We start from the raw sequence: 20877 nt of genomic DNA, 5'->3' as shown, positions 1-20877 counted from the left end.
CTCGTGCGGGACCGGCCCCGGCCCCTGGTGCGGGATCAGACCTGGACGCGGTCCTCGACGGCCTTCGCGATCTTCGCCAGGGCCTCGTCGAGCGGGATGCCGTTCTCCTGCGAGCCGTCGCGGTAACGGAAGGAGACGGCGCCGTTGGCCATGTCCTCGTCGCCCGCGATGAGCATGAAGGGGACCTTGGCCTTCTGCTGGTTCCGGATCTTCTTCTGCATCCGGTCGGAGGAGGCGTCCACCTCGACCCGCAGGCCCTGCTTCCGCGCCTTGGCGGCGAACTCCTGGAGGTAGGGGATGTGGGCGTCACCGATCGGGATGCCGACCGCCTGGACCGGGGCCAGCCAGACCGGGAACGCCCCCGCGTAGTGCTCCAGGAGCACCGCGAAGAAGCGCTCGATGGAACCGAACAGGGCACGGTGGATCATGACCGGGCGCTGCTTGGTGCCGTCGGGGCCGGTGTACTCCAGGTCGAAGCGCTCCGGGAGGTTGAAGTCGAGCTGCACGGTCGACATCTGCCAGGTACGGCCGATGGCGTCCTTGCACTGCACCGAGATCTTCGGCCCGTAGAACGCGGCGCCGCCCGGGTCCGGGACCAGCGGGAGGCCCTGCTTCTCGGCGACCTGGCGCAGCGTCTCGGTGGCCTCTTCCCAGACCTCGTCCGAGCCGACGAACTTCTCCGGGTCCTTGGTGGAGAGCTCCAGGTAGAAGTCGGTGAGCCCGTAGTCGCGGAGCAGGTTCAGGACGAAGGTGAGCGTCCTGTCCAGCTCCTCGGCCATCTGCTCCTTGGTGCAGTAGATGTGCGCGTCGTCCTGGGTGAACCCGCGGGAGCGGGTCAGGCCGTGCACGACGCCCGACTTCTCGTACCGGTACACCGTGCCGAACTCGAAGAGGCGCAGGGGCAGTTCACGGTAGGAACGGCCGCGGGCGTCGAAGATCAGGTTGTGCATCGGGCAGTTCATCGGCTTGAGGTAGTAGTCCACCCCGTCGTCGAGCTGCATGGGCGGGTACATGCCGTCGGCGTACCAGTCCAGGTGGCCGGACTTCTCGAAGAGCTTGCCCTTGGTGGCGTGCGGGCTGTAGACGAACTCGTAGCCCTCCTCCTCGTGGCGGCGCCGCGAGTAGTCCTCCATGGCCCGGCGGATGATGCCGCCCTTGGGGTGGAAGACCGCGAGCCCGGGGCCGATCTCGTCGGGGAAGGAGAAGAGGTCCAGCTCGTTGCCGAGCTTGCGGTGGTCGCGCTTGGCGGCCTCCTCCAGGAACTCCAGGTGCGCCTTCAGCTCGTCCTTGGTGGGCCAGGCGGTGCCGTAGATGCGCTGGAGCATCGGGTTCTTCTCGCTGCCCCGCCAGTAGGCCGCGGCGTTCCGCATCAGCTTGAACGCCGGGATGAACCGGGTGGTGGGCAGGTGCGGTCCCCGGCAGAGGTCCTTCCAGCACAGCTCCCCGGACTTGGGGTCCAGGTTGTCGTAGATGGTCAGCTCGCCGCCGCCCACCTCGACATCCGCGCCGTCGTCGGAGGAGGCGGAACCCTTGATGCCGATGAGCTCCAGCTTGTACGGCTCGTCGGCCAGCTCCTCGCGGGCGGCCTCGTCGGTGACGACCCGGCGGGAGAACCGCTGCCCCCGCTTCTGGATCTCCTGCATCTTCTTCTCGATGGCCTTGAGGTCCTCGGGCGTGAACGGCTTCTCGACGTCGAAGTCGTAGTAGAAGCCGTCCTTGACCGGCGGACCGATGCCCAGCTTGGCGTCCGGGAAGAGCTCCTGCACGGCCTGCGCCATGACATGCGCGGTGGAGTGCCGCAGGATGTTGAGCCCGTCCTCGGAGGAGATCTCGACGGGCTCGACGGTCTCGCCGTCCTTGAGCTCGTACGCGAGGTCCTTCAGCTCGCCCCCGACGCGGGCGGCCACGACGGTGCGCTGACCGGGGAAGAGCTCGGCGGCCGTCGTGCCCGTCGTCACCACATGCTCTTCCCGCTCGGAATCGCGTTGGATGATCACACGGACGTCTGACACCGGTCTCTCCTGACTCAGGGGGTGCGGCGCATTCCTCTTGCGCACGCAAGAGGAATCGTACCGAGCCGGGGGCCCCGGACGCGAAAGGGTTCCGCCGGAGCCCGGCGCGGGCGGTCCGGAGCGGCCCAGGCGGACGACGGCGACGCACGGTGACCGTCAGTGACGGGCGGTGACGCGGCGGGAGCGGCCGGGACGGGGCGCCGCCCCCATGAGCTTGGCTTCCATCGGCGGGAGCGGCCGGGGGCGCCGAGGACCGCGGGATCCATGCCCGCCGGGTCCGGGGAGCCACGCCCGCCGGGTCCGGGCGCCACCTGACGACGAGCGTCACGGGCAGGAGCTCCGGGCGCCTTCCGGACGTGCCGGCGTCCGTGCCCGGTGTCCGCCGATGAGGACCGGCGGACGGATCAACTTCCTTGCCCGTCACCTGTGTTGTCACCGCAGGAGACCCGCCGCAAACGGCGTATCAGGCAAACGGCCCGGGTATCACCGATATCTGGCAGGGGGGAATCACTCCATCTGCCGTGCAGGTGCGAGGAGTTCGGGGATGATGCACTGGTTCGAGGGGCCACTGGCCGCTTTCGATACGGAGACGACAGGCGTGGACGTCGAGGAGGACCGGATCGTCTCGGCCGCCCTGGTCGTCCAGGACACCGCGGGCGGGCGCTGCCGCGTCACCCGCTGGCTGGTCAACCCGGGGGTGCCGGTGCCCGCGGGGGCGACCGAGATCCACGGCCTGACCGATGACCACCTCCAGCGCAACGGGCGGTGGCCGGCGCCCGTGGTGGAGGAGATAGCGCGGGCGCTGGCCGAGAGTTGCGCGGCGGGCCGTCCGCTCGTCGTGATGAACGCGCCCTTCGATCTGACGCTGCTGGACCGCGAGCTGAGGCGGCACCGGGCCTCGTCGCTGGCCGGATATCTGGAGAACTCCCCGCTGTGTGTGGTGGACCCCCGGGTGCTCGACAGGCACCTGGACCGCTACCGCAAGGGCCGCCGCACCCTGACGGACCTCTGCGAGCTGTACGGGGTGGTGCTGGAGGGGGCGCACGACGCGGCGGCCGATGCCACGGCGTCGCTGGAGCTGGTACGGGCGGTGGGCCGGCGCTTCTCCGGCCGTCTGGAGCGGCTGACCCCGGCCGAGCTGCACATCCTCCAGGCGATGTGGCACGCGGCCCAGGCCCGGGGGCTCCAGGCGTGGTTCGCCAGGAGCGGTACACCCGAGGTGGTGGATCCGGCGTGGCCGCTGCGCCCGGAACTGCCGGCGGAGGCGGCCTGAGCCCGGGGGTACGGCGCGCGGTCCGCAGCCCGGACATGAGAAAACCGGTCCGTCGTGATGCTGACGGACCGGCTCTTCCCGGTGGGCGATACTGGTTTCGAACCAGTGACCTCTTCGGTGTGAACGAAGCGCTCTCCCACTGAGCTAATCGCCCGGGAACGGGTTGAACCATACAGGGCTCCGAGGGCTTCGTTCAAACGCCGTCGGCCGGAGGTGTGCGACCGCGTCGTCCGCACACCTACTCAGGCCCGGAACTGAGTATCCGCGCGCATGTACGACGATATGGCCGCGGTCACACTGCGTCCATGGAACATGTGCCGCCACCCGCCGAGGAATTGGCGCTCCTCGACCGAGAACTGGTGCGACTGGACGCCCGAAGGCTCCAGTTGCTGAACCGGCGAGCCTGGCTGGTGAGCGCGCTCCAGCAGCCGGCGGCCCCGGCGGCGCGCCCGTGGGGGCCGCCGCCGGGGGCCAGGGCTCCCGCCTGGGGACCTCCCCCGGGACCCGGGTCCCGGCCCTGGGGTGCCGTGCCGGCCGCCGCGCCGCGCAGCGCGCAGAACGTGCTGCTCACACTCGGCGGTCTGCTGCTGGCCATCGCGGCGATCGCGTTCACCCTGGTCAGCTGGGGCACGATGGGCATCGGCGGGCGCGCCGCGGTGCTCAGCACGGTGACCCTCGTGGCGGCCGGAGCTCCCGTGCTGCTGCTGAGCCGCAAGCTCGCGGCCACCGCCGAGGCGCTGGCCGCGCTCGCCCTGCTGCTGACCGTCCTCGACGCCTACGCGCTGCACGCGGTGGCGGCACCGGACACGGACGGGCTCGGTTTCACCGCGGCCGCCTCGGCGGTGCTCGCGGTTCTCTGGGCGGCCTACGGTCTGACGTCGGGCGGTCTGCGGCTGCCGTTGCCCGCGGCCGTGGCGATGGCCCAGTGGCCGCTGTTCCTGTGGGCGTGGGCGGCCGGTGCGCCGGCGCTCGTGTTCGGGTGGGCGCTGCTGGTGACAGCGGCGTTCGACGTGGTGATCGCGCTGCGGGGCAAGGGTCTCGCGGTGCGGGTCGCGGCGTGCGTGGGTGCGGCGGCGACCGGGCTGGGCGCGCTGCTGGTGGCCCTGGTGGAGTCGCTCGCGGCCGGCGGTCCGCCCGGCGCGGTGGCGCCGGGGGCGCTGTTGCTCGCCGGTGCCGCGGTGGCACTGGCCGGGGCATGGCGCGCGCCGAACGGGTTCGCGCCCGTCGCCGGTGCGGTGGCCGGGCTGGCCGCGGTCGCCGCGGTGGGCGGAGTGCTGGGGGCCGCGGTGCCGTCGCAGTGGCAGGTGATCGGGTATCTGCTGTGCGGTGCGGCGCTGTTGGCGGTGGTACGGACCCGGGTGCCGCGGGCCGCCGGGCGGGGCGTGCTGGTCGCCTCGGCGGCGGTGACGGGCGGTTCGCTGGTATGGGCGCTGCCTCCGGTCGCGGCGGTGCTGCTGGGGCCGCTGTCCCTGGTGTCCGAGGTGTGGCGGGGAGCGCCCGGCGGTGTCCGGGCGGCACTCGGGGCCTCGGTGCCGTGGTCGCAGATGATCGCCGCCCCGGTGGTGCTCGCGCTGGTGGCCGCCGCGCTGGGGTCGGCGTACCGGTGGTGGACCGCTGTGGTGCGGGCCGCCGCTCCGTTCGTGTCGCCGGGTGAGCCGCTGCGGGGTGCGGCGGGCGCGGGTGCCCTGGTTCTCGGATGGAGCGCGGTGCTCCTTTCGGCAACCGCGCTGGATGCGCCCTACCCGGTGGCACTCGCCCTGGAGTCGGCGCTGGTCGCGGCGGCGCTGGAGCTGACGGTACGGGCGATGGCCCGGCCGGCCGGCGGCCCGCCCTCGGGTACGGCGGTGACCGCGCTGGTGGGTTCGGTGCTGGGCGCCGTGAGCGTGGGGCTGCTGTCGCTGGCCTCCGAGGCCGCCACCCACGCGGTGTTCGCGCTGCTGGTGGCGCTGTTCGCCGGAGCGGCGGTGCGGACGCGCGCGGCGGTGGCCCGGTCGCTGTTCGCGTGTGCGGCGGTGGTGTGGGGGATCGTCCTCACCGCCGCTGCCTGTGCCTCCCTGGGACCGGCGGGATACCGGGCCGCCCCGCTGATGCTGGTGGTGCCCGCGGTGACGGTGCTGCTCGGGGCGCGGCTGCGGCGGCATCCGGTGGCGCTGCCGGTGGAGCTCACGGGGGCCTTCGGCGCGGTGGTCGCGCTGGCCCTCGCGGTCCCGGACGCGCCGTTCCTGGCGCTGGCGCTGTGCGGGGTGCTGGCCGCGGGTACGGCGGTGCGGCCCGAGCGGCGTCCGGTGGCCGGGTATCTGGCGGTGGGGCTGTTCCTGGCCGCCACCTGGGTGCGGCTGGCGGCGGCGGAGGTGGCCGACCCGGAGGCGTACACCCTGCCGGTGACGGTGCCCGCGCTGGTGGTCGGGGTGCTGAGGCGGCGGCGCGATCCGGCGGCGTCCTCGTGGACGGCGTACGGGGCGGGGCTCGCGGTGACGCTGGTGCCGAGTCTGTGCGCGGCGTGGGCCGATCCGGGCTGGGTACGTCCGTTGCTGCTGGGGGTGGCTGCCCTGGTGGCCACGCTGCTGGGGGCCAGGTTCCGGCTCCAGGCGGTGCTGCTGCTCGGCGGCGCGGTGCTGGCGCTGGTGGCCCTGCATGAGCTGGCGCCCTATGTGGTGCAGGTCGTGGGCGCGCTGCCGCGGTGGCTGCCGCCGGCGCTGGCCGGGGCGCTGCTGCTGGTCGTGGGAGCCACGTACGAGCAGCGCAAGCGCGACGCGCGGCGGGTGCGGGAGGCCCTGGGCAGGATGCGCTGATCCCGGCCCCCGCCGGCCCCGGGAACGACTGCCCGGGGCCGGCGGGGGCCGGTGGAGCCGGGAAACGCGGAGGGGCCGTGAGACTTCGCAGTCTCACGGCCCCTCTGTCCGGGTGGGCGATACTGGTTTCGAACCAGTGACCTCTTCGGTGTGAACGAAGCGCTCTCCCACTGAGCTAATCGCCCCGGCGCACCGCAAACATTACCCCATGTCAGCGGTGCTCCAGGACCATGCCCGGGTCACTGGCTGATCTTCCACGGCATGGTGATCCCGAACTTCCAGACGTAGATCCCGACCAGCACCACGATGATCACCAGGCCCACCGTGGTGAGGATGATGTTGCGCCGCCGGACCTTGGGATCGAGCGCTCGCTGGGCGGCTTCCGTGACCTTTCGCCTGGTCCAGCGCAGCACCAGCTGCGCCCAGACGAACTCGGTCGCCCAGATCGCCATGCCTCCGAAGATCACCAGCCACCCGGGGCCGGGCAGCGGAAGCATGATGATGCCCGCGACCACGACGGCGAGGCCGACGATGAAGACCCCGACCTGCCAGCTCAGATGCAGCGTCCTGGACGACTTGATGAACGCCGGCGCCCGCGACCCCAGCTCACGCTCCGCTTTCGCGGTACCCCCCACAGCGGATTCCGAGGCCGTCCGTCCGGCGACCTCTCTCCGCTCGTCACTCTCCGCACTCATGAACCCAACCTACCCGAACGCTCCTCGTCACCGGAATGGCCGCATAACCCAAAGTTACACACCGCTGTACGAGCTACCTCAAGGACCACAAAAGGGTCAGAGGGGTTTACAACACCACCGTAGGTGGCATGTCGATTTCGCCGACGTGCGAATCCCCGAGCGCACACTGAGCGAAAGGCCCTGGCGCTTATGAACACCACGGTCAGCTGCGAGCTGCACCTGCGCCTCGTTGTGTCGAGCGAGTCCTCACTGCCTGTACCCGCGGGCCTGCGGTATGACACGGCCGATCCCTATGCCGTGCACGCCACCTTCCACACCGGAGCGGAGGAGACGGTCGAATGGGTATTCGCCCGTGACCTCCTTGCCGAGGGGCTGCACCGGCCCACCGGCACCGGAGACGTCCGCGTCTGGCCATCACGTAGTCACGGCCAGGGCGTCGTCTGCATCGCACTGAGCTCCCCGGAGGGCGAAGCCCTGCTCGAAGCCCCGGCGCGAGCCCTGGAGTCGTTCCTGAAAAGGACCGACGCCGCGGTTCCGCCCGGCACCGAGCATCGTCACTTCGATCTCGATACGGAGCTCTCACACATCCTGGCCGAGAGCTGAGCCAGGCCGAGAGCTGCGGGACGCCGTCCGACTCGGGGAGACGGCGTCGCGCGGACAACCTCATACGGCACACACCGGCGCCGTCATCGCGGAATCCACCGCGGCGACGGCGTCGGCGCGTGTCACGGCCGTCCCCCGGGCGGCGTCACACCACCGTCGCCGACACCGCACCGGCCCCACGGGCCCCACAGCCGCCTTCCGCCCCGCTCCCAGAGCGCTGAGGGCCCGCGCGGCCCCGGTGGCCGGTTATAGGCTCCCCGCGGCCCCCGCACGCCCGCTCCCGGCCCGGTGCGCCCGCGGTGAGCCAGTAGAGTCAGCCGCCATCGGCGGGCGCCCGCCCGCCGGAGGCCAGGGAGCGAAGCGTGCTGATCCCACACGACACCCGGATCGCCCTCGACACGGTGGTCGATCTGGTGAACACCGCCCCGGGGCACGGGCTGCCGGAAGACGGGCCGGCGGACGGCCCCTCGGACGCGTCCACGGGCCCCGACCGGCTCGCCGACATCGACACGCTGTACGCCTTCGCGGAGCGCCATCTCATCAGCGGTGTCGGCACGCTCGGCGAGAAGGACCTGCGGGCCGTGCGGGACGTACGGAGCAGCTTCGCGGAGATCTTCGCGGCGCCGGACGCCCGCACCGCGGCCGACCTCGTCAACCGTCTGGTGGCGGCGGCCGGCACGACACCGCAGCTGACCGATCACGACGGCTACGACTGGCATGTGCACTACTTCGCCCCGGACGCCGCGCTCTGCGACCATCTCGCGGCCGACTGCGGCATGGCGCTGGCCTTCATCGTCGTCGCGGGCGAGCAGGAGCGGCTGCGGCGCTGCGAGGCACCGGACTGCCGGCGGGCCTTCGTCGACCTGTCGCGCAACCGCTCCCGCCGCTACTGCTCCAGCCGCACCTGCGGCAACCGGCTCCATGTCGCCGCGTACCGCGCCCGGCGCCGGGAAGCCGCGGGCTGACCCGTCCCCGGCATGTGGCGGCAGCCGTCCGGTCCACGGCCCGGCGCGGCTCACAGCATGAAGAGATCATGCAGCGCGGCCATGAGCAGCAGGACGCCGATCACCGTCAGAAAGATCATCAGGGGTGGCTGGGAAAGCGCGAAGAGGCAGCCACGTGGCTCTTCGACCGGGGGTGCGGGGGCCTCGCCCCGGGATGTGTCCACCATCTCGAAGTGATCATGACTCACCCCGGCCCCTCGTGGCGATCAACACTCTTCTTTCCTGCGGGAGTTCACCGCTGAGGGGTCATCCGAATTCGCTCCGGCGTCCGAGTCGCCGTCACATTTTCGGAATGTCCGGCCCCTCACGGGGCGGTGCGGTGCTGGAGGCGCGCACGACGAGTTCCGGCTGGAGCACCACGCCGCGATGACGGTGGGTGCCGTCCTCGTCGTACGCCTCCTCCAGCAGGAGTTCCGCTGCCAACCGCCCCATCTCCAGGGCGGGCTGACGCACGGAGGTGAGCGGTACGGCCGCGGCCGCGGCGAACTCGATGTCGTCGTAGCCGACGATGGCGACATCCTGCGGAACCCGCACTCCGGCCGCGTACAGCGCCTGAAGCACACCCAGCGCGAGCAGGTCGTTGGCGCAGAAGACGGCGGTGGGGCGCGGTACGAGACCCAGCAGGCCGGCTCCGGCGTCGCGGCCGGCCGCCACGTCCATGCGCGCCGAGGCGATCGGGACCAGCGCTTCCGGCGGGAGCCCCGCCTCGGCGAGGGCGGCGAGGGCCCCCTGTTCCCGGTCCCTGATCTGGTGCAGGTCGGCGGGGCCGCCGACATAGGCGACGGACCGGTGGCCGGCCGCCAGCAGGTGCCCGACGGCCAGCGCGCCGCCCCGCACATCGTCCACGGAGACCGAGCAGGACTCGGCACCGGAGGCCACCCGGTCCACCAGGACGTAGGGGATCCGGTGGCGGCCGAACGCCTCCAGGTTGCGCCCGGTGGCGTCCGCCGGGGTGACCAGGACTCCGCACACCCGCTGCTCCGCGAAGAGTCCGAGGTACTCGGCCTCCTCCGCCGCGCTCCGGCCGCTGTTGCAGACCATGACGCCGAGGCCCGCCCGCCGGGCGGCGCTCTCCGCACCGCGGGCCACCTCGACGAAGAACGGGTTGCCCATGTCCAGGACGAGCAGTGCCATGATCCGGCTGCGTCCCGCCCGGAGCTGCCGGGCCGACTCGCTGCGTACGTACCCCAGCTCGTCGATGGCCGCCAGGACACGGGCACGCGTCCGGGGCAGCACCGCCTCGGGCCGGTTGATCACATTGGAGACCGTGCCCACGGAGACCCCGGCCCGCCGGGCCACGTCCTTGATCCCTGCCACTCGCCCCACTGGCCCTGCCCCACTGATGTGTCCGGCACCGCACGAGCACGCGGCGTTCCCCATCGTATCGACGGCGGGTACGCGCCACCGCGCCGTCCCGGCCGCCGTTCGCCCGTACCGCCCAGGGGCGAGGAGCCGGCCGGAGGCGTCAGATGCCGTGCTTCTTCAGGATCGCCTCGATGTCGCTGAAGTCCTCACCGGGAGCGGCGGACCGTTGCTGCTTCCCGCTCGGCCGGCCCTGGGGGCGCGCCGCCGCCGGGGCGCCCGCTCCGAGGGAGGGCGCGGAGGCCGCGGGAGCGACCGCCTCGTTCTGCGCGGCGGCGCGGGCCGCCCTGCGCTCCTTGCGGGTGGTGCCGCTGCGGCGTTCGACGGCGCGCGTGGTCATGAAGAGCAGCCAGGCCACCCCGAGCACACCGAAGCCGAGCCAGACGCTCGGTTTGAAGGCGATCCCGGAGACCCACTCGACGATCCCGGTCATGACCAGCCCGACCGGCACCAGGGAGTAGGCGGCGATCCTGGTCGCCGTGAGGAAGCGCTTGCGGTACGCGGTGACCGCGGCGACGCCGAGGCCGGCCGCCGACACCGCGGAACAGATGGTCTCGGCAAGCATCAGGGCCTCCAGGCGCGTGGGGAAACGTCCCTTCCATCCTGCACCGATCACCGCCGCCGGGGCCACGTCCCTGGGCCACATCAGGGACTTTTCAGGGCCGCGCTCCTCCCCAGGTCCCGATTGGGACCTGCCCGCCCGGCCTGGAAGACTGATCACATGAGCGAATCCACCCCCGCAGCCCCGGTCGTCCTCGACATCTGGTGCGAGCTCGAATGCCCGGACTGCTTCCTGGCCCTCAGTGACGTGGCCGCGCTGCGCGCCCGCTACGGCGACCGCGTCGAGGTCCGGTTCCGGCACTTCCCGCTGGACAAGCACAAGCACGCGTACGCCGCCGCGCAGGCCGCCGAGGAGGCCGCCGCACAGGGCAAGGACTGGCCGTATGTCGAGGCGGTACTGGCCAGGACCGACGAGTTCGCCCGCCGGGGCGAGCCGCTGCTGCTGGATGTGGCCCGAGAACTGGGTCTGGACGCCGAGGAGTTCGACACCGCGCTCATCGACGGCCGGCATCTGCTGATCGTCGACGCCGATCAGGCCGAGGGCCGGGCGATCGGTGTGACGGGCACGCCCACCTATGTGATCGGCGACGAACGGCTGGACGGCGGCAAGAGCCAGGAGGGGCTCCGCGAGCGGATCGAGGAGATCGTCGACCGGCTGCTCGCCGAGCGGGGCTGACCCCCGGGTCCGGTGCGGCCCCGGGGGGCCCGTCGCCGGCTACAGCGCCTTGGCCAGGTTGCGCTGGGTGACCGCGTAGCCCAGCGACTCGTACAGCCGGAGCGCCGGGGTGTTGGTGGTGAAGACGTGCAGACCGAGCCGGCTCAGCCCGGCATCGCGGGTGACGTCCTCGGCCAGGCCCATCAGGGCGCGGCCGTAGCCCCTGCCCCGGTGCGCCGGGTCCACCTCGACATCGAAGACGTAGCCGATCGCCTCCCCCGGCTCCGGCTCCAGCCGCGCCACCCACACATGGCCGACGGGCTCGTCCGCGTGGCTCAGCACACGGAACCACATGCCTTCGGTGGCCAGGCCGTCGGGGAGATTGCGGGCCTGGTCCCGCTCCGACTTCCGGCGTGCCTGCTCCTGCGGTACGCCCCGGTCGATCCAGTCCTGCGCGTACGCCTCCATGCTGATGACCTGCCAGCGGGCGAACTCCTCGGCGGTCATGGGACGCCCCGTGAGCCCGGCGGGCAGCCCCGCGGGCCCCGGCCCCAGGCCCTTGATCATGTTGCGGCTGCGCTCCGCGTAGCCGAGCCCGGTGACCAGCCGCAGGGCACCCTCGTCGCCCTCCGGAACCGCGACGCGCACCTGGGTGCAGCCCCAGCCCCGCAGCACCTCCTCGGCGGCGAGCGCGGCGATGGTCCCCCGGCCCCGCCTGCGCTGCGGCTCGTCGATCCGCAGGGATTTCAGGACCCCGGCCGTCGCGCCGAAGGAGTCGTCGGTGCTGATCGCGACGGCACCGACGGCTCTTCCGTTGTCGCACACGTCGTAGGTACGCGCCCGTGCGCCGTCGGCGCCTTGCTGAATCGGCCCGGTCGGCCGGAGTGTCGTGGTCATCACGGGCTTTCTATCCGCTGGGAGGCCGTCCGTCACCCGCTTTTACGGACGGGGTTCCGTCGTCACGGGTCGAGGTCCTCCCCCGCGCGTTCGTCGAAGATCCGCATGGCCTTCGCCGTCACCGGCCCCGGTGCCGCGGGCAGTTCCCGCGCGTCGGCCCGGTGGACGGCCTGGACGTCCCGGAGCGTGGAGGTCAGGAAGATCTCCTCGGCGTGCTCCAGCGCGTCCATCGGCAGGTCCGTCTCCTGCGCCCCGGTCCACTCCACGGCCAGCGCGCGGGTGATCCCGGCGAGGCACCCGGAGGCGACGGGCGGGGTGTGGATCTGCCCGTCGAGAACGACGAAGACATTGGACCCGGTGCCCTCGCAGAGCCGCCCGGCCGTGTTGGCGAACAGCGCCTCCGAAGCGCCCCGCTCATGGGCACGGGCCAGGGCGACGACGTTCTCCGCGTACGAGGTGGTCTTGAGCCCGGCCAGTGCGCTGCGTTCGTTGCGCGTCCAGGGAACGGTGATCACGGCCGTGGTGTCGGGGCGGCGGACCGCTCCGCCCAGCGCCACGACCAGGCTGGGACCGGCGTCGCCGCGGTCGGAGCCGAGCGGGGACAGACCGCCGGTGTACGTGATCCGCAGCCGGCCGAGCGCCATGGGATTGGCCCCGACGACAGCCTCGGCGGCGCGCCGGACCTCGTCGGGATCCGGATCGGGCAGTCCCAGCCCCCGCGCCGAGCGGGTCAGCCGGTCCAGATGCCGGGTCAGGGCGAACGGGCGGCCGTGGGTGGTCCTGACCGTCTCGAAGACGCCGTCGCCCACGGTGAGCCCGTGGTCGAGCACGGACAGCCGGGCATCGTCGGCGTCCCGCAGTTCGCCGTTGACCCAAATCCTCATGAACCGGTCCTTCCTGTCTCCTCGAACGCGCCCGACGCTACAGCGAGCAGCCTGGCCGCCTTCAGTTCGGTCTCGTCCCACTCCCGCTCCGGGTCGGAGCCCCAGGTGATGCCCGCCCCGGTACCGAAGCGGAGCACCGGAGCGGGACCGGCCCGGTCGATCCAGAACGTCCGTATGCCGACCGCCAGGGCTGCGGTGGCCCGGTCGGCGTCGACCCAGCCGATCCCGCCGCAGTACGGCCCGCGCGGGGCGGTCTCCAGCGCCTCGATGATCCGCAGCGCGCTGGACTTCGGCGCCCCGGTGACGGACCCGGGCGGGAAGGCCGCGGCCAGCAGCTCCGGCCAGCCCGCCCCGTCGGCCAGCCGCCCTCGGACGGTGGAGACGAGGTGGACGAGCCCGGGGTGCTTCTCCACCACACAGAGATCGGGGACGCCCACACTGCCCGTCGCGCAGACCCGGCCCAGGTCGTTGCGGACCAGGTCGACGATCATCACGTTCTCCGCGTGATCCTTCTCCAGCAGATCGTCCTCGGTGCGCCCGGTGCCCTTGATCGGCCCGGACTCGACGGTCCGCCCGTCCCGCGCGAGGAACAGTTCGGGGGACGCGGTGGCGATCTCGACGCCCTGCGCGGGCAGCCGAATCGTTCCTGCGTACGGGGCGGGGTTGCCGCGCGCCAGCAACGCGGTGAGGGCGTCCACGTCGGCGGTGTCCGGGGCCGGCAGCGGCGCGGACATCACACGGCAGAGATTGGCCTGATAGACCTCGCCCGCCGCGATGTGTTCACGGATCCGCCGCACGCCCGCCTTGTAGGCGTCACGGTCCATCGATGAGGTCCAGTCCCCCACGGCGGGACCGCGCCACGCTCCGGGCACGGGAGCGGGCACCGGCTCCGTCCGTACGGTGGAGAAGCGGGCGCAGACGAGGCGGCCTTCGAAATCGGCGCATACGGCCCAGAAGCCGGACGAGTCGAGGGCCGCGGGATCACTGGTCACATCCTGCAGACCGGAGGCGACGAGGCCGCCGAAGCGGGCCATTGGGGCGAGGTCGAACACTCTGGTGAGTCTAGGACGGCGCACGATGACCTGCGTCGGGGCAAAGGCACCGCAGCACGCTGCGCAAACGCGTTTTTGTACTGGCCCAGGAATCCGCTAGAGTTCAACACGTCGCCGGGACACGCGAGTGAACCGGGAAAGACACGCGGACGTAGCTCAGTTGGTAGAGCGCAACCTTGCCAAGGTTGAGGTCGCCAGTTCGAACCTGGTCGTCCGCTCGCAGAAAGTGGGGGATCTTCCCGAACCCCCGCTCCTGGTGGAGTGGCCGAGAGGCGAGGCAACGGCCTGCAAAGCCGTCTACACGGGTTCAAATCCCGTCTCCACCTCCAAGGACGATTAGCTCAGCGGGAGAGCGCTTCCCTGACACGGAAGAGGTCACTGGTTCAATCCCAGTATCGTCCACCGGTCCGCGAGGACCCCCGCGCGATTAGCTCAGCGGGAGAGCGCTTCCCTGACACGGAAGAGGTCACTGGTTCAATCCCAGTATCGCGCACGCAGTACACGCAGGGTCACCCTGCGCGATTAGCTCAGCGGGAGAGCGCTTCCCTGACACGGAAGAGGTCACTGGTTCAATCCCAGTATCGCGCACCAGCCAGAACCCCCGGTCGTTCCGACGACCGGGGGTTCTGTCGTACCGGGATCGCGTTCGTCGCGCCGCCGCGCACGGCGGCTCGTACCGCGGGTCCGGACCCGCTGTGCCCGGACCCGCGGTACGGCAAGGGGGTCAGGAGGAGAAGAGCATCCGGCCGAAGCTCTTCTGACGGTGGTGGCCGTGGTGTCCGCCGTGGTGCGGGGCGCCCCACGCGGGTGCCGGAGCGGCGGCGGCCGGGTAGGCCTGCGGGGCGGGGGGCGCGGGCGGTGCCTGCTGCGTCCACTGGGACTCCAGGCGCGTCAGGGACTCCAGCTCGCCGTAGTCGAGGAATATCCCCCGGCAGCCGCTGCACTGCTCGATCTGGACACCATTGCGGTTGTACGTGTGCATCTGGGCGTGACACTTGGGGCACTGCATCATCGACTCGGCTCCTCGCCTTCGGTGTGCCGTCGCCGGAATGCGTGCCCGGCGGCGGTCGGTTCACCCTACGACGAGCGTCCGGCCGCCAACTCGGGCGGGAGGGAAGCAATTCGGGCACAGGTGTCGATCATCATCTGCTCCACCTCATCCGGAGACCGGTCCTCCGCAACGGACTTGGCAAGGGCGAGGGCGGCTGTCTGCACGGTCAGGGCGCGCGCCGGGACATCCAGGGCGGGCCAGGGATCCCCGTCGGCGGGCACGGCCGGGCCGCCCCCGGCCCGGTAGGCGGCCAGGAAGCGCAGCCAGACATCGGGGTCCAGCAGCCCGGCCGCGTACCAGGCGGCGGGCCGGGCGAGGTCCCACGACGGATCGCCGAGACCCGCGTCGTCGACATCGATGAGCAGCCAGGAACCGGACGGTGCCGGGTGGCGGACGAGCTGGCCGAGGTGCAGATCCCCGTGGCAGAGGAAGCCCGCGCGGTGCGCCGGGGCGGCCTCTTCGCCGCGGGCCCAGGCGGGCAGCCCGCGCCAGGCGGCGAGGACGGCGTCGGTGGCCGGTTCGCCGGGGCGGGCCGCGCGCATCCGGGCCACGGCCGCGGCGGCCTTGGCGGGGCCGCGCATCGGGGGGAGCGGCAGCGGGGGCCGGGTGCGGTGGAGGCGCGCGAGCAGGGCGGCGGCCTCCTCCCACGGCGCGGCGTCGGGGTCCGCCGGGTCGACCGGTTCGCCGTGCGGCCAGAGGGTGACGGGGCGGCCGGCGCGGGGGCCGCCCGGCGGGGCGGGCAGGGGCGGGAGCAGGATGCCGGCCAGCTCGGGGGCGTCCGCCAGGGCGACGCGGGCGGTGAGGGCCTCGCGGTCCGTGTCCGCGGCGTGCGCCTTGGCGACGACCGGGCCGCTGCGCACCACGGTGCCGTCGGGGCGGTCCGCCAGTACCTGCGGCGGGGCGCAGCCGCACCGGGGGGCGGGCGGGTGGGAGCGGTCGTGGGCGAGGGTGCCCAGCACGCGTACGACTGTGGTGGTGCTCAACGGTTCCCCCGCGGTGATCGGTCCGGTCCTGCCGCCGGTCCCGCGTCGAGCGTACGCGCCGGGGGCGGGGAGCGGAGGGCCTGGGGAGGCGGGGAGACCGCAGGGGCGGTGGGTGGCGGCTTCGCGGGGCCGGACAGCGCGATGTCCGGTCAGCTCCCCAGCTGACCGGACAAACGCTGCCGTCCGCCGCACCCCCGTCCCCACGGGGTTGTTGGCCGGATGTCCCGGTCCGGACCGCTCTTCCGGACCCGGGGCGCCGCTCAGCGCCCCAGCATCACCGCCACGGACGACGCCTGTGTGACCACTGCGTCCCAGCCGCCGAAGACGACCACGAGCAGGGCCGCCAGGGGAAGAACCATGGCCGTCGCCACCAAGGGGTGGCGCGTGCCGGACCGACGGGCGCCGAACGCGGCGGATGCCCTGCGTCCCTGCGTGCGGATCATGGTCCGCGTTGCCGTGTCCGACATGGTTCCTCTCCTGACCTGATGTGGGGCGACGGGCGTTGACCTCGGGGGACGAGTGTTCGCCCGTCGCTTGGTCTCCACATTAGGGAAGCGGCGGGCGGGGGTCGTCATGCCCGCGTACCGATTGCCGGGCCTCCCGGAGGATGAGCTGTGGGTAGTCGGCGTACTCCCCTGGGTGGAGACCGGGCCTCGGGGCTGGGGGTCATCCCGGAGGGGTCGCGCGGAGCCGTCCGGCCCGGGTACCGGTTGTTCGACCGGGGCGAGCACCCCGGTCGCCAGGAAGCGGGCGGTGCGCACCACCGGGCCGTTCCGGGTGACTTCACTCACTTCCACCACCCCCCGGCGGACGGCGTTCTCCACCCTGCGGACCGCCCCGGAGGCCACCACCCCGCGGGTCCCGGTCGTGTCTCCCGCGTCCACGGCCGTCTCCGCCCGGTCGCCCTTCACTGATCCAATCCCCCCTCTGCGGCGGTCCTTTGAGAACTCGCCCGGGGCGGGGAGCCCGGATCCGCGGCTCCCTGACCACTCTTCAGGCTTCCCGCCCGGCACTGACAATCGAATCTCCGGCGAGGGCGCGGCCTCTGAGCGAGCCGGGCGCCGGGTACGTAAGCTGTGCCTCGTCAGGCGGACCAGGCAGCGGGGATGGGCAGACGATGGCGATGATGCGGCTCCGGCGCGAGGACCCGCGTCTCGTCGGCTCGTTCAGGCTGCACCGGCGACTCGGCGCGGGCGGCATGGGTGTCGTCTATCTGGGCTCCGACCGTCGCGGTCAGCGGGTCGCCCTCAAGGTGATCCGCCCCGACCTGGCGGAGGATCAGGAGTTCCGTTCGCGTTTCGCACGCGAGGTGTCGGCGGCCCGGCGGATCCGGGGCGGCTGTACGGCACGGCTGGTCGCCGCCGATCTGGAGGCGGACCGCCCCTGGTTCGCCACGCAGTACGTCCCCGGCCCCTCACTGCACGACAAGGTCGCCGAGGAGGGTCCTCTGCCGGCCGCCGAGGTGGCCTCGATCGGAGCGGCGCTCTCCGAGGGGCTGGTGGCGGTGCACGAGGCCGGTGTCGTCCACCGGGACCTGAAGCCGTCGAACATCCTCCTCTCCCCCAAGGGTCCCCGGATCATCGACTTCGGTATCGCCTGGGCGACCGGGGCCAGCACTCTGACCCATGTCGGTACGGCGGTGGGGTCGCCCGGGTTCCTGGCGCCCGAGCAGGTCCGGGGCGCGGCCGTGACGCCCGCGACTGACGTCTTCTCGCTGGGTGCCACCCTGGCGTACGCGGCGATGGCCGACTCACCCTTCGGGCACGGCAGTTCCGAGGTGATGCTGTACCGCGTGGTGCATGAGGAGCCGCAGCTGCACGATGTGCACGACGCGCTCGCCCCGCTGGTGCGCGCCTGTCTGGCCAAGGACCCGGAGGAGCGGCCGAGCACGCTGCAACTCTCCATGAGGCTCAAGGAGATCGCGGCGCGGGAGGCGCAGGGCCTGCACGAGAGCCGGCCGCCCGCCCAGCGTTCCGCGCAGGAGCTCGACCGCCCGACCGGCCGCCTGGACGGCCCGTACACCGAGCAGCACACCCGCCGTTCAAAGGGTCCGTCCTCCGCACGGCCGCAGCGGAGCAGGCGCACCGGGCCGCGTCCGGCCGCGTCCCGCACCGGAGACCCGCGCCCCCAGCAGGCCCCCCGCAACACCACGCGGTCCGGGAAGCGTCCCGCCGCGACGAACGGGACGAACGGCAGGCCGGGCACACGGGGCGGGAGCCGGACCACCTCACCGGGGCGCCGGCCGGCGAATCCGCGGCTGCTCCGGCAGCGGCTGGTGGTCTTCGTCGTCGTGACACTGCTCGTGGCGCTGGGTATCGCGGCGGCGCAGGGCTGTCAGGGACCGGCGCGCGGGATGGACGTACCCCGGTCGCCGCACGACCGGGCCGTCGGCGCGCAGCACACCCCGCCGGCATCCGACGCTCCCGGCGGGCCGGTTCCGGGACGGGCCCCGCGGGCCTAAGGGCTGTCCCGCAATTCCTGGTGGATCAGCGCGCGGCGTCGGATGCGGTGCATCGCAAGGCGGAGAGGCGCCCGCATACTGGATGTATTCGGGCGTTTAGACAACGCGGCGAGGTGCCGTAGCTGTCGTCGTGCGCCCGCCAGGAATTGCGGGACAGCCCTTAGGGCAGGCCGGGGCGGACAGGCCCCGGCCGGACAGGTCCGGGGTCAGCTCCGCGGGCGGCCCGTCGCCACGGCGTAGAAGGCGACCGCGGCCGCGGCTCCCACGTTCAGCGAGTCGACCCCGTGCGCCATGGGGATGCGGACCCATTCGTCGGCGGCCATCAGCGCCTGTGTGGACAGCCCGTCCCCCTCGGCTCCGAGCATCAGCGCCACCCGCTCCATCCGGTGCGGTGCCGCCTCGTCGATGCTGGAGGCCTTCTCGTCGGGGGTGAGCGCGAGCAGCGTGAAGCCCGCTCCCCGTACGCTCTCCAGCGTCCTGGGCCAGGCGTCGAGCCTGGCGTACGGGACGGAGAAGACCGCGCCCATGGAGACCTTGACCGAGCGCCGGTACAGGGGGTCGGCGCAGTCCGGCGAGAGCAGCACGGCGTCCATGCCGAGGGCGGCGGCGCTGCGGAAGATCGCGCCGATGTTGGTGTGGTCGTTGACCGACTCCATCACGACCACCCGGCGGGCCGTGCCCAGCAGTTCCTCGGCGGTGGGCAGCGGCTTGCGCTGCATGGAGGCCAGGGCGCCCCGGTGCACGTGATAGCCGGTGACGTGTTCGGCGAGTTCCGGAGTGACCGCGTACACGGGTGCCGGGACCTCGTCGATGACATCGCGCATCACGTCGACCCACTTGGCGGAGAGCAGCATCGACCGCATCTCGTACCCGGCGTGCCTGGCCCGTCTGATCACCTTCTCGCCCTCGGCGATGAAGAGGCCCTCGGCCGGCTCACGGCGGCGCCGGAGCTCGACATCGGTCAGGCCGGTGTAGTCGCGCAGGCGCGGGTCGTCGGGATCGTCGACGGTGATGAGATCTGCCACAGGGTGATACTGCCTTGTCCGGTGTGTGGTGCCAACGCCTTGGATGAAAGTCTGTTACCGCCGGTTACTCCGCGGAGGGTACGAGGGGGACCGGGCCGACCGCGACGACTTCACCGATGACGATCACGGCGGGCGGGCGCACCTCTTCGGCGACGGCGCGCTCGCCGACCGTGGCGAGCGTGGCGTCGACCCGGCGCTGGGCGGCCGTGGTGCCCTCCTGGACCAGGGCGACCGGGGTCAGCGGGTCCTTGCCGTGGGCGATCAGCGCGGCGGCGATGGCACCGATCTTGTCGACGGCCATCAGCAGGACGAGCGTGCCGCGCAGCTGTGCGAGCGCCGCCCAGTCGACCAGGGAGCGCGGGTCCTCCGGGGCGACATGGCCGCTGACGACGGTGAACTCGTGGGCGACGCCGCGGTGGGTGACCGGGATGCCCGCCGCGCTCGGCACGGAGATGGAGCTGGAGATTCCGGGGACGACGGTGCACGGTATGCCCTCGGCCGCCAGCGCCTGGGCCTCCTCCATGCCCCTGCCGAAGACGAACGGGTCGCCGCCCTTGAGCCTGACGACGGCCCTGCCCGCCTTGGCGTGCTCGATCAGCGCCTGGTTGATCGCCTCCTGCGCCATGTAGCGGCCGTAGGGGATCTTCGCCGCGTCGATGACCTCGACGTGCGGCGGGAGTTCGTCGAGCAGGTCACGGGGGCCCAGCCGGTCGGCGATGACCACATCGGCCTCGGCGAGCAGCCGGCGGCCCCGGACGGTGATCAGGTCGGGGTCACCGGGACCGCCGCCGACCAGCGCGACGCCCGGGGCGCGGGTGCGGTGGTGCGGGGCGGCGAGGGTGCCGTCGCGCAGGCCCTCCACGATGGCGTCGCGCACGGCTGCGGAGTAGCGGGGGTCCCTGCCCTGTGAGGTGGTGGTGAGGACCGCGACCGTCACGTTCTCGCTGCGGCCGGTGGCCGGGGTCCAGGCGGTGGCGGCTTCGGCGTCGTCGCTGCGGACGCACCAGGTGCGGGTGCGCTCCGCCTCGGCCGAGGCGGCGTCGGCGGCGGCCTGGTCGGAGCAGGCGACGAGGGCGTACCAGGTGTCGGCGAGGTCACCGTCCTCGTACCGGCGGCGCTCCCAGCGGATCTCGCCGGTGTCGGCCATCGCCTCGACGGACGGGGTCGCGGACGGGGAGACGAGGGTGATGTCGGCACCGCTCGCGATGAGCGCGGGCAGGCGGCGCTGCGCGACCTGGCCGCCGCCGACGACGACGACGCGGCGCCCGCGCAGGCGCAGTCCGACGGGGTACGCGGGGTGATCGGCGTGCTCGGCCATGGCGGTGCGGACTCCTCGTGCGGGTGCTGCGTAGGGGGCCGCTGCGGCGGTGGAGCGGCTGTGACGTGCGGGGGATACGGCGCGGGGCGCTCGCGGGGTGGGCACCACGATACGCGGGGTGGCGTCCGGGTGAGGGGGCGGTCGGCCGGTGGGGAGGGCGGCCGGCCGCGGAACACCCGCGGCGGACTCGGCCGCCGCGGACCGGGCCGGGACACCCGGGGGGTGCCGTCGTGCGCCGGGCGGGCCGTG

Annotated in this window: 19 protein-coding genes, 7 tRNA genes and 1 pseudogene; 11 read left to right on the top strand and 16 right to left on the bottom strand. The window is 72.6% G+C overall.

The window, feature by feature from the left end; genetic code table 11:
• Positions 1-35: 35 nt before the first annotated feature.
• Positions 36-2012, bottom strand: a complete 1977-nt coding sequence (gene thrS, locus ABT170_RS13285) for a threonine--tRNA ligase (protein ID WP_266930922.1) — start codon at positions 2010-2012, stop codon at positions 36-38.
• Positions 2013-2556: 544 nt separating this feature from the next.
• Here thrS and ABT170_RS13280 point away from each other — a divergent pair.
• On the top strand, positions 2557-3285 hold the full coding sequence (locus ABT170_RS13280) for a 3'-5' exonuclease (RefSeq protein ID WP_351866597.1): 729 nt from the start codon (positions 2557-2559) through the stop codon (positions 3283-3285).
• Between the two features lie 82 nt (positions 3286-3367).
• Here the strand turns inward: ABT170_RS13280 and ABT170_RS13275 are convergent.
• Positions 3368-3439, bottom strand: a tRNA-Val gene (locus ABT170_RS13275).
• A 151-nt stretch (positions 3440-3590) separates the two neighbouring features.
• Between ABT170_RS13275 and ABT170_RS13270 the strand changes: the two genes are divergently transcribed.
• Positions 3591-6077 (top strand): SCO7613 C-terminal domain-containing membrane protein, encoded by a 2487-nt coding sequence (locus ABT170_RS13270; protein ID WP_351866595.1) that lies wholly within the window; start codon positions 3591-3593, stop codon positions 6075-6077.
• 113 nt (positions 6078-6190) lie between these two features.
• On the opposite strand, the gene ABT170_RS13265 is transcribed toward ABT170_RS13270, so the two are convergent.
• Together ABT170_RS13265 and ABT170_RS13260 are read right to left on the bottom strand one after the other, a co-directional pair.
• Positions 6191-6262: transfer RNA gene (locus ABT170_RS13265), tRNA-Val, on the bottom strand.
• A gap of 54 nt (positions 6263-6316) precedes the next feature.
• Positions 6317-6772, bottom strand: a complete 456-nt coding sequence (locus ABT170_RS13260; RefSeq protein ID WP_351866592.1) for a TIGR02611 family protein — start codon at positions 6770-6772, stop codon at positions 6317-6319.
• A gap of 189 nt (positions 6773-6961) precedes the next feature.
• Between ABT170_RS13260 and ABT170_RS13255 the strand changes: the two genes are divergently transcribed.
• Positions 6962-7375: an SsgA family sporulation/cell division regulator gene (locus ABT170_RS13255; protein ID WP_003959770.1), complete on the top strand. Its 414-nt coding sequence runs from the start codon at positions 6962-6964 to the stop codon at positions 7373-7375.
• Positions 7376-7737: 362 nt separating this feature from the next.
• Positions 7738-8340 (top strand): CGNR zinc finger domain-containing protein, encoded by a 603-nt coding sequence (locus ABT170_RS13250; RefSeq protein ID WP_351866589.1) that lies wholly within the window; start codon positions 7738-7740, stop codon positions 8338-8340.
• Between the two features lie 50 nt (positions 8341-8390).
• Here ABT170_RS13250 and ABT170_RS13245 read toward each other — a convergent pair whose 3' ends face one another.
• The 3 genes from ABT170_RS13245 to ABT170_RS13235 all read right to left on the bottom strand — a co-directional run bounded on the left by ABT170_RS13245 (position 8391) and on the right by ABT170_RS13235 (position 10306).
• The gene (locus tag ABT170_RS13245; protein WP_158074513.1) at positions 8391-8567 is read right to left on the bottom strand and encodes a hypothetical protein; all 177 of its coding nucleotides are present in this window, start codon (positions 8565-8567) and stop codon (positions 8391-8393) included.
• Positions 8568-8658: 91 nt separating this feature from the next.
• Positions 8659-9696 (bottom strand): LacI family DNA-binding transcriptional regulator, encoded by a 1038-nt coding sequence (locus tag ABT170_RS13240; protein WP_443034247.1) that lies wholly within the window; start codon positions 9694-9696, stop codon positions 8659-8661.
• A 148-nt stretch (positions 9697-9844) separates the two neighbouring features.
• Positions 9845-10306 carry a hypothetical protein gene (locus ABT170_RS13235; RefSeq protein WP_329941761.1) on the bottom strand — a complete coding sequence of 154 codons (462 nt, stop codon included), beginning with the start codon at positions 10304-10306 and terminating at the stop codon, positions 9845-9847.
• Positions 10307-10462: 156 nt separating this feature from the next.
• Here ABT170_RS13235 and ABT170_RS13230 point away from each other — a divergent pair, with 156 nt between their 5' ends.
• Positions 10463-10978, top strand: coding sequence for a DsbA family protein (locus ABT170_RS13230; protein WP_351866584.1), 516 nt, complete (start codon positions 10463-10465; stop codon positions 10976-10978).
• A 39-nt stretch (positions 10979-11017) separates the two neighbouring features.
• Here ABT170_RS13230 and ABT170_RS13225 read toward each other — a convergent pair whose 3' ends face one another.
• From ABT170_RS13225 to ABT170_RS13215, 3 genes are all read right to left on the bottom strand, one after another.
• Positions 11018-11854, bottom strand: a complete 837-nt coding sequence (locus ABT170_RS13225) for a GNAT family N-acetyltransferase (protein WP_329941763.1) — start codon at positions 11852-11854, stop codon at positions 11018-11020.
• Positions 11855-11916: 62 nt separating this feature from the next.
• Positions 11917-12738 carry an aminotransferase class IV gene (locus ABT170_RS13220; RefSeq protein WP_329941764.1) on the bottom strand — a complete coding sequence of 274 codons (822 nt, stop codon included), beginning with the start codon at positions 12736-12738 and terminating at the stop codon, positions 11917-11919.
• Positions 12735-13772: a chorismate-binding protein gene (locus ABT170_RS13215; protein ID WP_329941773.1), complete on the bottom strand. Its 1038-nt coding sequence runs from the start codon at positions 13770-13772 to the stop codon at positions 12735-12737. The genes ABT170_RS13220 and ABT170_RS13215 overlap by 4 nt, the downstream gene beginning before the upstream one ends.
• A gap of 163 nt (positions 13773-13935) precedes the next feature.
• On the opposite strand from ABT170_RS13215, the gene ABT170_RS13210 reads away from it, so the two are divergent.
• The 5 genes from ABT170_RS13210 to ABT170_RS13190 all read left to right on the top strand — a co-directional run bounded on the left by ABT170_RS13210 (position 13936) and on the right by ABT170_RS13190 (position 14381).
• Positions 13936-14008: transfer RNA gene (locus ABT170_RS13210), tRNA-Gly, on the top strand.
• Between the two features lie 37 nt (positions 14009-14045).
• A tRNA-Cys gene (locus ABT170_RS13205) sits at positions 14046-14119 on the top strand.
• A 1-nt stretch (position 14120) separates the two neighbouring features.
• Positions 14121-14192: transfer RNA gene (locus ABT170_RS13200), tRNA-Val, on the top strand.
• Positions 14193-14211: 19 nt separating this feature from the next.
• Positions 14212-14283, top strand: a tRNA-Val gene (locus ABT170_RS13195).
• Between the two features lie 23 nt (positions 14284-14306).
• Positions 14307-14381: transfer RNA gene (locus ABT170_RS13190), tRNA-Val, on the top strand.
• Positions 14382-14514: 133 nt separating this feature from the next.
• On the opposite strand, the gene ABT170_RS13185 is transcribed toward ABT170_RS13190, so the two are convergent.
• The 4 genes and pseudogenes from ABT170_RS13185 to ABT170_RS13170 all read right to left on the bottom strand — a co-directional run.
• The gene (locus ABT170_RS13185; RefSeq protein WP_329941765.1) at positions 14515-14802 is read right to left on the bottom strand and encodes a TFIIB-type zinc ribbon-containing protein; all 288 of its coding nucleotides are present in this window, start codon (positions 14800-14802) and stop codon (positions 14515-14517) included.
• A gap of 65 nt (positions 14803-14867) precedes the next feature.
• Positions 14868-15824, bottom strand: a complete 957-nt coding sequence (locus tag ABT170_RS13180; RefSeq protein ID WP_351866580.1) for a phosphotransferase family protein — start codon at positions 15822-15824, stop codon at positions 14868-14870.
• A 260-nt stretch (positions 15825-16084) separates the two neighbouring features.
• A complete protein-coding gene (locus ABT170_RS13175; RefSeq protein WP_329941774.1) occupies positions 16085-16291 on the bottom strand; it encodes a hypothetical protein in 207 nt (68 codons plus the stop codon).
• A gap of 192 nt (positions 16292-16483) precedes the next feature.
• Positions 16484-16735: pseudogene (locus tag ABT170_RS13170) on the bottom strand (DUF8836 family protein); the annotation flags it as partial.
• A 206-nt stretch (positions 16736-16941) separates the two neighbouring features.
• On the opposite strand from ABT170_RS13170, the gene ABT170_RS13165 reads away from it, so the two are divergent.
• Positions 16942-18285, top strand: a complete 1344-nt coding sequence (locus tag ABT170_RS13165) for a serine/threonine-protein kinase (protein ID WP_329941767.1) — start codon at positions 16942-16944, stop codon at positions 18283-18285.
• Between the two features lie 206 nt (positions 18286-18491).
• On the opposite strand, the gene ABT170_RS13160 is transcribed toward ABT170_RS13165, so the two are convergent.
• Positions 18492-19310, bottom strand: a complete 819-nt coding sequence (locus tag ABT170_RS13160; protein WP_329945391.1) for a TrmH family RNA methyltransferase — start codon at positions 19308-19310, stop codon at positions 18492-18494.
• Between the two features lie 64 nt (positions 19311-19374).
• Complete coding sequence (gene cobA / locus ABT170_RS13155; protein WP_329945392.1) at positions 19375-20628, bottom strand: uroporphyrinogen-III C-methyltransferase; 1254 nt, start codon at positions 20626-20628, stop codon at positions 19375-19377.
• Positions 20629-20877 lie beyond the last annotated feature (249 nt).

Origin of the sequence: Streptomyces sp. NPDC001787 (assembly GCF_040297465.1) — a bacterium.
Classification (GTDB): domain Bacteria; phylum Actinomycetota; class Actinomycetes; order Streptomycetales; family Streptomycetaceae; genus Streptomyces.
This window is presented reverse-complemented; position numbering and strand designations above follow the sequence as displayed.

Bases quoted from the DNA above. Each gene is read 5' to 3' on its own strand.
- ABT170_RS13225 (WP_329941763.1), bottom strand. From the start codon at position 11,854: ATGACCACGACACTCCGGCCGACCGGGCCGATTCAGCAAGGCGCCGAC.
- ABT170_RS13280 (WP_351866597.1), top strand. From the start codon at position 2,557: ATGATGCACTGGTTCGAGGGGCCACTGGCCGCTTTCGATACGGAGACG.
- ABT170_RS13235 (WP_329941761.1), bottom strand. From the start codon at position 10,306: ATGCTTGCCGAGACCATCTGTTCCGCGGTGTCGGCGGCCGGCCTCGGC.
- ABT170_RS13185 (WP_329941765.1), bottom strand. From the start codon at position 14,802: ATGATGCAGTGCCCCAAGTGTCACGCCCAGATGCACACGTACAACCGC.
- ABT170_RS13255 (WP_003959770.1), top strand. From the start codon at position 6,962: ATGAACACCACGGTCAGCTGCGAGCTGCACCTGCGCCTCGTTGTGTCG.
- ABT170_RS13230 (WP_351866584.1), top strand. From the start codon at position 10,463: ATGAGCGAATCCACCCCCGCAGCCCCGGTCGTCCTCGACATCTGGTGC.
- ABT170_RS13215 (WP_329941773.1), bottom strand. From the start codon at position 13,772: ATGGCCCGCTTCGGCGGCCTCGTCGCCTCCGGTCTGCAGGATGTGACC.
- ABT170_RS13175 (WP_329941774.1), bottom strand. From the start codon at position 16,291: ATGTCGGACACGGCAACGCGGACCATGATCCGCACGCAGGGACGCAGG.
- cobA (WP_329945392.1), bottom strand. From the start codon at position 20,628: ATGGCCGAGCACGCCGATCACCCCGCGTACCCCGTCGGACTGCGCCTG.
- ABT170_RS13165 (WP_329941767.1), top strand. From the start codon at position 16,942: ATGGCGATGATGCGGCTCCGGCGCGAGGACCCGCGTCTCGTCGGCTCG.
- ABT170_RS13270 (WP_351866595.1), top strand. From the start codon at position 3,591: ATGGAACATGTGCCGCCACCCGCCGAGGAATTGGCGCTCCTCGACCGA.
- ABT170_RS13260 (WP_351866592.1), bottom strand. From the start codon at position 6,772: ATGAGTGCGGAGAGTGACGAGCGGAGAGAGGTCGCCGGACGGACGGCC.
- ABT170_RS13220 (WP_329941764.1), bottom strand. From the start codon at position 12,738: ATGAGGATTTGGGTCAACGGCGAACTGCGGGACGCCGACGATGCCCGG.